The sequence below is a fragment of the bacterium genome, from assembly GCA_008933615.1.
In the GTDB taxonomy this organism is placed as follows: domain Bacteria; phylum CLD3; class CLD3; order SB21; family SB21; genus SB21.
Map to the genome: position 1 here is coordinate 127,391 of WBUR01000002.1, position 12,326 is coordinate 139,716.

Here is a 12,326-nt window from a genome sequence, read left to right on the forward strand (position 1 = left end):
ACGGAGGATATATGGCTGCGGATCACTCAAGCGAGATCGTAGAAGCATTTACGCAAATCGCAAAGGAAAAGAATATTGAAAAAGATGAGCTAAATCTTATCATTGAAGAGATCTTCAAAATGATGATAAAGAAAAAGTACGGTGAAAAAGAAAATTTTGACGTCATTGTTAACTTAGACAAAGCGGCTATTGAAATTTATCAAACGAAGACGGTTGTCGAAGAAGTTGAAGATCCGATTACACAGATTTCAGTTGATTCGGCAAAAAAAGTCGAGCCTGATATGGAAATTGGCGATGATTTTATCGAGGTAATCGATCCGGCAACCTTTGGAAGGCGATTAATTATCAGCGCGCGGCAAACATTGAATCAAAGAATACGTGACATAGAGCGTAAACTTCTTTTCGATGAATTTTCCAATCGTGTCGGTGAAATTATCGTTGGTGAAATAAGGCAGATCAACCGTAATGAGATTTTCGTCAGTTTTGAACGCGCCGAATTGATTATGCCGAAAGCTCAACAGATTGCCAACGAACGATATAAGCGTGGCGAGACAGTTCGCGCTCTGATCAAAGAAGTGGTGGACGATCCGCGCGGCCCGCGAATCGTCGTGTCACGTTCTGAACCGATGTTCCTGATGCGTTTATTCGAAAATGAAGTACCTGAAATTTATGACGGAATTATTGAGATCAAAGCGATCGCGCGCGATCCCGGTGAAAGAACTAAAATCGCAGTTTACTCTAACGACAAACGAATCGATGCCGTCGGTGCCTGCGTTGGAATGAAGGGCGTGCGTATTCAAGCCATAGTTAAAGAGTTGAACAACGAAAAAATCGATATCATTAGTTGGAGTTCAGATCCGGAAATTCTTATTTCACGCGCCCTCAGTCCTGCCAAACCCCTGCGAATCGAAGTTGATCAGACTGAGAAAAAAGCGTTAGCCGTGATCAATGACGACGAAATGTCCATTGCTGTTGGGCGTTTTGGGCAGAATATCAATTTGGCGTCACGGTTAACCGGTTACCAAATTGAAACAATAAAATACTCTGAACTGAGCGGAACTCCTGAGAGCGAAGAGGAGAAGGATGATGAGCAAGAGACGACAGAAGCGGTGTCGGTAGAAGAAGTGCTGACTGAAGAAGTCGCAACCGAAGAAACTAAAACAGCAAAAATCACAGATACAGAGGAAGAAGCCGCTGTTACTGAAGAAACGATGATCAACGATATTAAAGGTGTGTCAAAAGCAGCCGCCGAGATATTTGCCGAAAAGGGATTTGTTAAATTGGGTGACATTAACGATATTGAAGAACTCAGAAAAGCCGAGGGCGTATCGGAAAAATCCCTGAACAAGCTGATCAGCACGCACAGCAAATTACAAACTAAAGAATAACTTTATTTAATATAATAGGTCACTAGAATTTTTATGGCAAAAACAGGTAAAAAAATTTTTCAGGTCGCAAAAGAGTTGCTTGTCGGACATGCCGAGATCATAGCCTTTTTGCAAAAAAGCGGTTATAAGACTATAAAGACCCACATGAGTTCCGTTGACGAAGAAATGATGGAAAAAGTGTTGGCCCGTTTCAGCAAAGAGAAGAAACATGCCGATACCTACATCAAACAAAAAGGCAAAAAAGATAAGAAGGATGACGATCAAACGACTCTATTTGAACAGCCGGCTGAACCCACTCCAGTCGAGGTGGAAAAACAGCCGGTTATTCAAGATGCTATTGAAAAGCCAACGACCGAACATGAACTCGAAACACCTCACAGCGCCGAGGAAAAGCCGGTACGCAGGGTTCCTACTCGAGGAACCGATATGCGAATTGATGAAACTCTTAAAACAGAGAAGCCTGTCGAAGCCGGTAAATTAGAAAAAAAGAAAGTAGACCTTCTTGAAACACTAAAATCGTCTCATAAATCCATCGAAGAGTTTAAACTCGCATTTGAAAAAGCACGCCAACAACTCGAGAAGCAGGCCTTAAAAGACGAAGCGGGAGCTGATTCATTTGGAAGGCGCGGAAAAAAGAAAAAAGGAAAGGATGACGTTCCTGAGCCGGAAGTAGTTGCTGATGATAAGCACGGAAAAGGAAAGAAGAAAAAACGTAAAAAAGCTAAAGTTGATGAAAAAGATGTAGAAGCGGCGATCCGTGAAACGCTTGCTAAAATGGATGAAAGTAAAACTCTTGGCGAAGAGAGACAAAAACGAAAAAAAATGAAACGCGCTGAGCGCGAAGCGGAGACGCAGGAACTTGCAGCAGCTGAAGAGCAGAATATACTAAAGGTCCAAGAGTATCTTTCTGTTCATGAACTTGCCGATCTAATGGAAGAGGAAGTGGCGAATGTTATTAAAACTTGTTTATCTCTTGGACTTATGGTGTCGATCAATCAACGATTAGATATGGATACGATCACGCTTGTAGCGAGTGAGTTTGGCTTTCAAACTGAACGCATGGAAGAGTTTGACAACTTAGAGATTGAGGAGGAACAAGAAGAAGATGATGTTCCATTAGTGCCGCGTTCGCCGATAGTAACTATTATGGGACATGTCGATCACGGAAAAACTTCATTACTTGATTATATTCGAAGAGCGAATGTAGTAGCAGGAGAAGCGGGAGGAATTACTCAGCATATCGGAGCGTATGAAGTCGTTTTGCCGGACACGCGAAAGATTACATTTCTTGATACTCCCGGCCACGAAGCATTTACTGCTATGCGCGCCCGTGGAGCTCAAGTCACCGACATTGTCGTTATAGTAGTGGCAGCAGATGACAGCGTCATGCCGCAGACCGTGGAGGCAATTAACCACGCACAGGCCGCCGGAGTGCCGATTATTATTGCGATCAATAAAATTGATAAGCCGGAAGCGAATTCCATGCGAATCAAAACGCAATTATCAGAAAAGAATATACTGGTCGAAGACTGGGGCGGCAAATATCAATGCGTTGAAATTTCCGCCAAGAAAGGCCTCAATGTCGAACAACTTTTGGAAAAGATATTACTCGAAGCTGATGTAATGGAACTCAAGGCAAAATTAGACACCCTTTCAAAAGGTACTGTTATTGAGGCACGTCTTGACAAAGGACGCGGTGCAACAGCGACCGTTCTTGTTGAGTCCGGCACGATGCATGTCGGAGATCCTTTTATATGTGGCATATATTCCGGACGAGTCAAAGCTATGTATGATGAACGAGGAAATATTGTCAAAGCGGCCGGTCCATCAACTCCGGTAGCTCTGATTGGCTTCGATGGATTGCCGCAAGCCGGGGATAAATTCTTTGTAACCAAAAGTGAACGCATTGCAAAAAGCCTTGCATTAAAGCGTCAGCAACTGAAAAGAGAACAAGATCACCGCCGAGTAAGATTCCTGACACTGGATGAGATTTCAAGACAGGTTCGCGAGGGAAAAGTATCTAATTTGGGTATTATTCTTAAGGGAGATGTTGACGGTTCAGTAGAAGCGCTCAGCGATTCGATACAGCGCCTCAGTACCATTGAAGTGAAAGTGAATATCATTCATCGCGGCGTGGGCGTCATAACCGAGTCGGATGTACTTTTAGCTGCCGCCTCCGGTGCCATAATCATTGGATTCCATGTTCGCCCCAATCTTAATGCGCGCAAATTAGCTGAAAAAGAGAATATTGATATCCGGTATTACAATATCATCTATGATTGTATCGAGGATATCCGTAAAGCGCTTGAAGGATTATTGGAACCTGAACATTCCGACCGGACCACCGGAACAGTTGAAATTAGAGAGGTATTTAAGATTTCGAAAGTCGGTACAATTGCGGGATGTTATGTGGTCGACGGCAAAGTCAATCGAACCCAACCGATAAGGCTATTGAGGAACGGAGAAGTTGTTCATGAAGGTAAGTTATCTTCGCTCAAGAGATTCAAAGACGATGCGCGTGAAGTCGCTTCGGGTTTTGAGTGCGGAATAACTATTGATAATTATAATGACGTCAAAGTTGGCGATGTGATCGAGTGTTACGAAAAAGTGGAAACGAAACGAACGTTATCGGTGTAGCGTATGCTCGTCGGAGTTTGTGAATTAGAATTATTTATTCACTCAAGTAATTCGCTCAAAGAAAAACGCTTTGTGCTCAAAAGCATCAAAGATCAGGTGATGAGAAAATTTAATGTTTCTATCGCTGAAGTGAAGCATTTAGATAAATGGCAATTAGCCGGACTTGGCATTGCCACGGTAAGCAATGAAAAACGAGTGGTCCAGCAAACTTTTGATGAGATTATCAAATTGATCGAATTCAAAGGCGAAACAGAAATTGTTTCCCAATCAGTACAAATTTACTAGTAAATAACATGAATCAACGTAACCATCGCTTGTCGGAGCTTATTTACAGGGAGATTGGCTCCATCATTCTAACTGAGATGCGCGACCCACGATTCAAGGACCTGACTATCACGGGTGTCAAGCTGAATGATGATCTTAGCTACGCAAAGGTTTATTTCACCATACCGGATCATACGAAAATTAAGGAGACGGCAAAGGCTTTGAATCATGCTCAAGGATTTTTTCGCAGCAAGATAGGGGAACGAATTGATATAAAATACATTCCGCAGATCAAGTTTTATTTTGATGAAAGCCAACAAAACGCCGACAAAATCGAACAGATATTCAGAGAAATTCATAGTGAAAAACTCAACTCATGAATTCCCGCTGATCACAACCCATACTTTCAATTCAATTGGCTCCGTTCTGTTAGCCGTCGACAGTAATGTGATTTCTAATTTTTTCGATGAGGGGACTGTAATTCTTGTTAATAAACCTGCCGGATGGACATCCTTTGATGTCGTAAATAAAATTCGAAATATAACGAGAGCGAAAAAAGTCGGGCATTGCGGCACTTTAGACCCTTTTGCAACAGGTTTATTAATCGTATGTACGGGTAAAGCCACAAAGACTGTGGATACATTTGCCGGGCTATCAAAAACTTATCTGAATGAATTTGAATTAGGAAAAACAACCGATACCCTGGATTGCGACGGCGTAGTAATCGACATAGGAGCGGCTGGAGATTATACAATTGAAACACTTGCTGCAATTGCTATGGAGTTTGCAGGAGAGATCGAACAAATACCTCCTGCGTATTCAGCTATAAAGGTTAGCGGCACACCATCTTATAAGCTCGCGCGTAAAGGACATTCGCCCGAACTCAAACCGCGTAAAATTCTAATCGAGTCGTTTGATATACTTGATTACAAGAAACCCATAATGAAAACACGTATTCGGTGTTCTAAAGGCACCTATATCAGAGCCATTGCTCGCGACTTCGGTCACAAAATCGGATGCGGTGCATATGTAAAAAGCCTGAAGAGAGAATCAATCGGAACCTATTCATGCGTTGATGCATTATCTATCGAGCAAATCGCATTAATAATTAACTCACTAAAAAGCGCGAATGCTCATTCAAACTGACCTTGAGAAAATCACGTATTCAAAAAATACGATTATAACTATTGGGACGTTTGACGGTATCCATAGAGGCCATCAGAAAATTCTGAAATCGCTTGTTAATGAATCGAACCTTAGAAATTTGCGTAGTGTCTTACTGACATTTGAACCACATCCACAGACCATCATTCGACCTGAACGAACACCACAAATGCGTATATTGACAACTATCGAGGAAAAAGCAGACATTCTTGATAAATTAGGTGTGGATGTCCTTATTGTGGCCAAGTTTGATAAAGAATTAGCGTCCAAGACCGGTGAGGAATTTATCAAGGATATTCTGCTAAATAAAATTGGAATGACAAAATGCGTCATCGGGCATGACCACGTATTCGGAAAAAACAGAAGTGGAAATTTCGACCTCATGATTCGCCTGTCTCGCAGTTACGGTTTTGAGGTAAATCAGATCAACGCTGTTGCACACGAGAATACAGTAATAAATAGCACATTGATACGCAGACTTATCCGTGAAGGACATATAGAAAGGGCAAACCAATTTCTTAACCGCCCATATCTTTATTCAGGAAAAATTGTCAAAGGCGACGGCAGAGGAAGGACGATTGGTTATCCAACAGCAAATATTGCAGGGCACCCTCTTAAATTAATACCACAAAACGGCGTATACGCCTGTTTCGTTCATTTAAAAAATATTAAATACAGGGCGGTAACTAATGTTGGATCTAGACCAACTTTTACGAACGCCGATGAGGCTATTATTGAGACCCATATACTTGATTTTTCCAATAACGTCTACGATGATGAAATACAAATAGAGTTTTTATATCGAATTCGTGATGAGGCAAAATTCAATTCCACAGAAGAACTCAAAAGACAAATTTCCGAAGATATAAAAACAGCATTAAATAAAGGATTTCCAATAAATTAAGTTTTTAATAAATTATTTGATTCATAAGAATAATTTCTATATATTCCGTGCAACTTATATAAAATGGTATAAACAAAAAAATAGAAGGAGAAAATAAGTACCATGGCAGTTACGAAAGAAATGAGGCTTGAAACTATCAAGAAATACAGCGGCGGCTCGGAAAAAAATACCGGCGCTTCTGAGGTTCAAATTGCTTTACTAACTCAACACATCAATGATTTGACCAAACATCTACAAACGCACGCTAAAGACCATAGTTCCCGCCGCTCCCTATTGAAGATGGTTGGGCAGCGAAAACGTTTGCTGACTTACTTGACCAAGAAAGATATTGAAAAATATCGCTCATTGATAGCCGAATTAGGCATAAGAAAATAACAAAACGACAAAAGTTAAACTTATCCGGTTTAACTTTTGTCGTTTATACATTAATTTGAATAGCGATAAGTGAGGTTTTTTATTTCGTCACTCTAAATGGGTTTTATTGTGAAGAATTCATTTAGGTTGACGTTCTAAAAAAAATCTCGACGTGCTTACCGCTATTCAAGTGAAATAATCACTTAATTTAACCAGGAGTAAGTACTCATGATTTTTTCAAAAGAAATGGAAATTGGCGGAAAGAGACTGCACATCGAAACCGGACGGGTAGCCCGGCAAGCCGACGGGGCAGTGATCGTACGTTATGGCGATACTGTCGTTTTGGCGACCGTTGTTTCCAGCAAAGAACCCAAAGAAGGCGTCGATTTCTTCCCATTATCCGTAGACTATCGTGAAAGCGCCTATGCCGCTGGTAAAATCCCAGGAGGATTTTTTAAACGTGAAGGAAGACCCACCGAAAAAGAAATTCTGAGCAGCCGCCTTATCGACAGGCCAATTCGTCCTCTCTTTCCAGAAGGTTATCAGTTCGAAACGATCGTAAATGTAAACGTCATCTCAAGCGACAAGGAATATAACGCCGACGTATTAGGCGGTATAGGAGCTTCAGCTGCGCTGATGGTCAGTGATATCCCGTTTCATGGCCCCATTGCATCCGTACGCGTCGGCAGAGTAGACGGCAAATTGATCATCAATCCCAGCTTCGAACAACTGCTGTCAAGTGACATGGATATTATCGTTTCCGGTACAAAGGATTCCATAGCAATGGTAGAAGGGGAGTCGCACGAAATTTCCGAAGAAGACATGTTAAACGCGATCATGTTTGCACATGAGACGATAAAACAGATTGTCGCTATTCAAGAACAACTTGCTGCAGAAGTAAAAAAAATTACGCGAGCGTTCGAACCTGCAAAATTGGATGAAACCTTTCTGAAAGAAGTTACCGAAGTCGCAAAATCCAAGGTCTATGAGGCGGACAGGATTGCAGATAAATCGGAACGCAACGGTATGTTAAAAGAACTAAAAAAGGCTTTGGAAGAACAGTTTAAGGAAAAGTACCCGGATTCAGGCCGTGCCATCGCTAAAGTTATTGAAGACTTGCAATACCAGGACATGCGAAGCATGATATTGGATGAAAAACGCCGTTTGGACGGACGTTCAATGAACGCTATTCGACCTATTACATGCGAAATAAATTTTCTTCCCAGAGTGCACGGATCGGCTTTATTCACCAGAGGACAGACACAGGCTCTCGTTATATCTACGCTTGGCACTAAAATTGATGAACAATTCATTGATGGTATCGATCCGGTATCCGACAAGAGATTCATGTTGCATTACAATTTTCCTCATTTCTCGGTTGGCGAAGCGCGCATGTCCCGCGGACCAGGAAGACGGGAAATCGGGCACGGTAACCTCGCCGAGCGCGCTTTGAAAATCGTTTTGCCGGATGAAGCGGAATTTCCATATACGATTCGTATAGTAAGCGAGATATTAGAATCAAATGGTTCAAGTTCCATGGCATCGGTCTGCGGCGGTTCATTATCGCTTATGGATGCCGGAGTCCCTATCAAATCACCGGTCGCCGGCATTGCAATGGGCCTAATCAAGGAAGATAAGAAATACGCAATCCTCAGTGATATTCTTGGAGATGAGGATCATTTAGGCGATATGGATTTCAAGGTCGCCGGAACAGCCAAGGGCATTACTGCATGCCAGATGGATATTAAGATCAAGGGAATTTCTTTTGACATCATGCGTGAAGCATTGGCTCAGGCTAAAGAGGGACGCATCCATATTATGGGCATAATGAACCAGACTATCGCGCAAGGCAAACCGGATATTTCACCATTTGCGCCGAAAATAACTACGATTAAAATTAAAGTTGATCAAATTGGGTTGGTAATTGGTCCCGGCGGAAAGACTATTCGTGAAATTGTCGAGAAATCAGGAGCTAAAATTGATATTGGCGAAGACGGTACAGTATTCATTGCGTCCGTAAATGCCGAAGGAAGTGAAATTGCGATTAACTTTATACGTGGATTGACCGAAGATCCCGAAAAAGGTAAAACATACCGAGGTACAGTGAAGAAAATCACCGATTTTGGCGCCTTTGTAGAAATTTTACCAGGTAAAGAGGGGCTTCTTCATATCTCAGAGATTGATCACAAACGGGTTCAAAGGGTGGAAGAATACTTGAAATTAGGCGATGAAGTTGAAGTTCTGTTACAAGAGATTATGACTCGCGACGGCAAAACCAAATATGAATTAAGCAGAAAAGCCTTGATCAAGAGAGAGCCACACCACGAACCAGAAAAAAAAAGCTAGATGAAAAAACGATCCGATAAAAATCGGTTGTCACCTTCTTTTATCCATTCGTTTAACGCCGCGAATAGCAAAACGCTCTATAGCGAAGAAAATTTTTCGAAGACAGTCTTTGAAAATGGGCTCACGCTGTTGTCTCAGAATATGCCCAATCTCCGGTCCATAACGATCGGAGTTTGGGTTTTGGTTGGCGGTAGACATGAGACTGCATTGAATATGGGCATTTGTCATTTCATCGAGCATTCAGTATTCAAAGGAACCACGAAGAGAAACGCACTTCAAATAGCCAAAGCACTTGAAAATGTCGGCGGCAATATGAATGCTTTCACAAGTAAAGAACAAACTTGTTTTTACGCTACAATTCTCAGTGAAGATCTTCCGCTTGCAGTCGACGTCTTGGCTGATTTAGTCCAGAATGCCGTTTTCGATGAAAAAGAAATCAGTCGTGAAAAACAGGTAATTCTGGAGGAGATCAAAGATACTGAAGATACTCCCGAGGAATGCATTCAGGACCATTTTTATGGCCAATTGTTCAAGAACCATTCCTTAGGATATAGCATACTGGGATCACGCACAACTGTATCGGGTTTTACGCAATATCAGTTAGTAGACTTTTATAACAAGTACTATGTCCCATCTAATGTGGTAATCTCAATTGCCGGTAACTTTGATGAAAGAGAATTGACCAGACTTGTTAGAGCAAAGTTCTCGTTCGGGCAAAGACGAATAAACCGGTCATATTGGCCATCCAAGGTTAAGATGTTTACAAACGGAACCAGGGCAGGCAAGATGGAAATCATTAATAAGAACATCTCACAAGCCCACGTTTGCATAGGTAATCCTATCAATATTAGTTATTTAAATAACAAAAAATTTGATTTTTTGGCATTGAATATGATTCTGGGTGGTGGCATGAGTTCCAGGCTTTTTCAGCGTGTTCGAGAAAAATATGGATTAGCCTATTCGATTTATAGTTTTGCAGATTTTATGTATGATACCGGTGTTTTTGGAATTTACTTTGCGACTGACAAAAATAATCTCGAAAAATCAATCGCTATTGTTAAATCGGAATGTAACAAGTTACTAACCCATCCTATAAAAATACATGAACTCAAAATGGCGAAGGCACAAATCAAAGCCAATTTACTGTTTGGACTTGAAAGTACATCGACGAGAATGATAAGGCTGGCAAAGAACGAGATCTATCTAAAGAAGAAACTTAATATTTCTGATATTACCGACTATATTGATCAACTGTCACTCGAAAGTATACAGAAAGCGGCTAGTTATCTCGCTCATTCGTCAAGAAAAATGGAAGTATCCGTTCTTTATTAATCAGGGGCTCAGCATCATGGTTATAGGCGTTCCGAAGGAATTAAAAATAAAAGAAAATCGTGTAGGACTTTTGCCTGTTGGGGTTGCTGAACTGACTAAGTGCGACCATAAGGTGATCATTGAAAGTAATGCTGGAACCGCGAGTGGGTTCAGTAATGACGCATATGCCTCAGCTGGAGCTCAGATTGTTGCTACTGCGAATGACGTGTACAGTAAATCTGATATGATCATAAAAGTGAAAGAGCCTATTAAGCAGGAATATGAGCTGATTCACTCTAACCAGATTGTTTTTACATATTTTCACTTTGCGGCTGATAGGATCTTAACAGAAGCAATGATCAAATCTGACTGTATCGCAATTGCTTACGAAACAGTCCAACGCTCAGATAAGAAATTGCCTTTGTTGGACCCAATGAGTGAAGTGGCGGGCAGGATGGCCGCCCAACAAGGAGCAAAATACTTGGAAAAAACTTTTGGTGGAAGGGGAGTGCTTATGAGCGGAGTTCCAGGCACGGAGCCTGCCACAGTCGTTATCATTGGAGGGGGTGTTGTCGGAACAAATGCCGCGAAGATTGCTGCCGGTTTTGGAGCCAAGGTTATAATAATGGACATTGCCTTGTATAGATTACGTTATCTGGATGACATTATGCCAAAGAATGTGACTACGATGATGTCCAATAGCTACAATATCGCCGAAAACATAAAAAATGCTGATGTTGTGATTGGCGCTGTATTGATTCCTGGCGCAAAGGCCCCAAATCTAATAACGAAATCCATGCTCAAAACGATGCGGCAAGGTGCTGTTATCGTGGATGTTGCTGTCGACCAGGGTGGTTGCGTGGAAACAACAAGACCTACGACACATGAAGACCCCATATTCACTGTCGATGGAATAGTTCATTACTGTGTTGCTAATATGCCTGGCGCTGTTCCAGTAACTTCGACGGTTGCGTTGACTAATGCAACCATGCCATACGCGATCCAACTAGCCAATTTAGGATGGAAAAATGCGGTAAAAGAAAATAGGGAACTATTGCTTGGATGTAATATAATCAATGGTAAAATTGTTTATAAAGGTGTCGCGGACGCTTTTGATCTTAGGTATCATCCTGTCGAATCAATTATCAACTAATTGATATACTTTAACTTACATGTTACTTTTAATATGTATTGTGTGTCGTCTCGGAGCGCCTCTAGGCTTGTTTTAAAAATACTGAATTCCAGACCTTAAGGTGTGCTCCCAAAATTCAATTGCGTGCTCCGGATTGAATGACACTTTTTTTATGAAAATATTGTAAGGATTCAATGCTATAAGAACCAGTTTATTAACTTAAACAATTAAATTTATGTCAGTTATAGTAAAGAAGCTCTATTATTCCATAAGTGAAGTCTGTGAAATGACTCAACTGAAGCAATATGTATTAAGATACTGGGAAAATGAATTTGATATTCTTCAGCCGTCTAAAAATAGATCAGGCAATCGAATTTACACAAAAGAGGATATTGAAAATATTCTTGTTATAAAAAGGCTGCTTTACGACGAAAAATATACGATTGAGGGTGCCAAAAAAGTATTATCCGAGGAAGAATCTCACGCCACTATTCAAACAGAAACAGACACTATTCAGCTTTTCCGGGAAATTAAATCAGATATCATGTCTATTATCAAAGATCTCAAATAGCTACGCCTACATTATTGTTTAATATACGTTTATAATTTATCCATCATACCATTCTGCCGTGAACAATTGGCGCTAAGTTAGCGCATTCAATCAGTGCCCATCCTCAGGAAGCTACATGCTAAATGCTAGATGTATTTCCTTGACTCCGGTGCTGAAAAGCCAGGAGAGAAGCGCAGAAGTTTAGTGAGTTTACATAATATATATTATACATCACATAAACATGCCAATGAACTATTTCGTGCTTTTCGGGTTCAC

11 protein-coding genes are annotated in these 12,326 nt (G+C 41.1%); all 11 read left to right on the forward strand.

Annotated features, from left to right (window positions below; all coding sequences use genetic code 11):
* Nucleotides 1–11: 11 nt before the first annotated feature.
* The 11 genes from nusA (at nucleotide 12) to F9K33_01410 (ending at nucleotide 12,071) form a co-directional block, all read left to right on the forward strand.
* Complete coding sequence (gene nusA, locus F9K33_01360; GenBank protein KAB2881416.1) at nucleotides 12–1,388, forward strand: transcription termination factor NusA; 1,377 nt, start codon at nucleotides 12–14, stop codon at nucleotides 1,386–1,388.
* A 33-nt stretch (nucleotides 1,389–1,421) separates the two neighbouring features.
* Complete coding sequence (gene infB, locus F9K33_01365) at nucleotides 1,422–4,025, forward strand: translation initiation factor IF-2 (GenBank protein KAB2881417.1); 2,604 nt, start codon at nucleotides 1,422–1,424, stop codon at nucleotides 4,023–4,025.
* A 3-nt stretch (nucleotides 4,026–4,028) separates the two neighbouring features.
* Nucleotides 4,029–4,310: a DUF503 domain-containing protein gene (locus tag F9K33_01370; GenBank protein ID KAB2881418.1), complete on the forward strand. Its 282-nt coding sequence runs from the start codon at nucleotides 4,029–4,031 to the stop codon at nucleotides 4,308–4,310.
* Nucleotides 4,311–4,318: 8 nt separating this feature from the next.
* The gene (rbfA, locus tag F9K33_01375; protein KAB2881419.1) at nucleotides 4,319–4,669 is read left to right on the forward strand and encodes a 30S ribosome-binding factor RbfA; all 351 of its coding nucleotides are present in this window, start codon (nucleotides 4,319–4,321) and stop codon (nucleotides 4,667–4,669) included.
* Nucleotides 4,596–5,435 (forward strand): tRNA pseudouridine(55) synthase TruB, encoded by an 840-nt coding sequence (gene truB, locus F9K33_01380; protein ID KAB2881420.1) that lies wholly within the window; start codon nucleotides 4,596–4,598, stop codon nucleotides 5,433–5,435. Before rbfA ends, truB begins: the two co-directional genes overlap by 74 nt.
* Nucleotides 5,419–6,357 (forward strand): bifunctional riboflavin kinase/FAD synthetase, encoded by a 939-nt coding sequence (locus F9K33_01385; GenBank protein ID KAB2881421.1) that lies wholly within the window; start codon nucleotides 5,419–5,421, stop codon nucleotides 6,355–6,357. Before truB ends, F9K33_01385 begins: the two co-directional genes overlap by 17 nt.
* 102 nt (nucleotides 6,358–6,459) lie before the next feature.
* The gene (gene rpsO, locus F9K33_01390) at nucleotides 6,460–6,732 is read left to right on the forward strand and encodes a 30S ribosomal protein S15 (GenBank protein ID KAB2881422.1); all 273 of its coding nucleotides are present in this window, start codon (nucleotides 6,460–6,462) and stop codon (nucleotides 6,730–6,732) included.
* 207 nt (nucleotides 6,733–6,939) lie between these two features.
* Nucleotides 6,940–9,057: a polyribonucleotide nucleotidyltransferase gene (pnp, locus tag F9K33_01395; GenBank protein ID KAB2881423.1), complete on the forward strand. Its 2,118-nt coding sequence runs from the start codon at nucleotides 6,940–6,942 to the stop codon at nucleotides 9,055–9,057.
* Nucleotides 9,058–10,389 (forward strand): insulinase family protein, encoded by a 1,332-nt coding sequence (locus F9K33_01400; GenBank protein KAB2881424.1) that lies wholly within the window; start codon nucleotides 9,058–9,060, stop codon nucleotides 10,387–10,389.
* 16 nt (nucleotides 10,390–10,405) lie between these two features.
* Complete coding sequence (ald, locus tag F9K33_01405) at nucleotides 10,406–11,521, forward strand: alanine dehydrogenase (protein ID KAB2881425.1); 1,116 nt, start codon at nucleotides 10,406–10,408, stop codon at nucleotides 11,519–11,521.
* Between the two features lie 214 nt (nucleotides 11,522–11,735).
* Nucleotides 11,736–12,071, forward strand: a complete 336-nt coding sequence (locus tag F9K33_01410; GenBank protein KAB2881426.1) for a MerR family transcriptional regulator — start codon at nucleotides 11,736–11,738, stop codon at nucleotides 12,069–12,071.
* The last annotated feature ends 255 nt before the right edge of the window (nucleotides 12,072–12,326 follow it).

Coding starts and splice junctions, on each gene's coding strand:
- F9K33_01385 (KAB2881421.1), top strand. CDS start 5,419: ATGCTCATTCAAACTGACCTTGAGAAAATCACGTATTCAAAAAATACG.
- rpsO (KAB2881422.1), top strand. CDS start 6,460: ATGGCAGTTACGAAAGAAATGAGGCTTGAAACTATCAAGAAATACAGC.
- F9K33_01400 (KAB2881424.1), top strand. CDS start 9,058: ATGAAAAAACGATCCGATAAAAATCGGTTGTCACCTTCTTTTATCCAT.
- ald (KAB2881425.1), top strand. CDS start 10,406: ATGGTTATAGGCGTTCCGAAGGAATTAAAAATAAAAGAAAATCGTGTA.
- truB (KAB2881420.1), top strand. CDS start 4,596: ATGAAAGCCAACAAAACGCCGACAAAATCGAACAGATATTCAGAGAAA.
- F9K33_01410 (KAB2881426.1), top strand. CDS start 11,736: ATGTCAGTTATAGTAAAGAAGCTCTATTATTCCATAAGTGAAGTCTGT.
- rbfA (KAB2881419.1), top strand. CDS start 4,319: ATGAATCAACGTAACCATCGCTTGTCGGAGCTTATTTACAGGGAGATT.
- pnp (KAB2881423.1), top strand. CDS start 6,940: ATGATTTTTTCAAAAGAAATGGAAATTGGCGGAAAGAGACTGCACATC.
- infB (KAB2881417.1), top strand. CDS start 1,422: ATGGCAAAAACAGGTAAAAAAATTTTTCAGGTCGCAAAAGAGTTGCTT.
- F9K33_01370 (KAB2881418.1), top strand. CDS start 4,029: ATGCTCGTCGGAGTTTGTGAATTAGAATTATTTATTCACTCAAGTAAT.
- nusA (KAB2881416.1), top strand. CDS start 12: ATGGCTGCGGATCACTCAAGCGAGATCGTAGAAGCATTTACGCAAATC.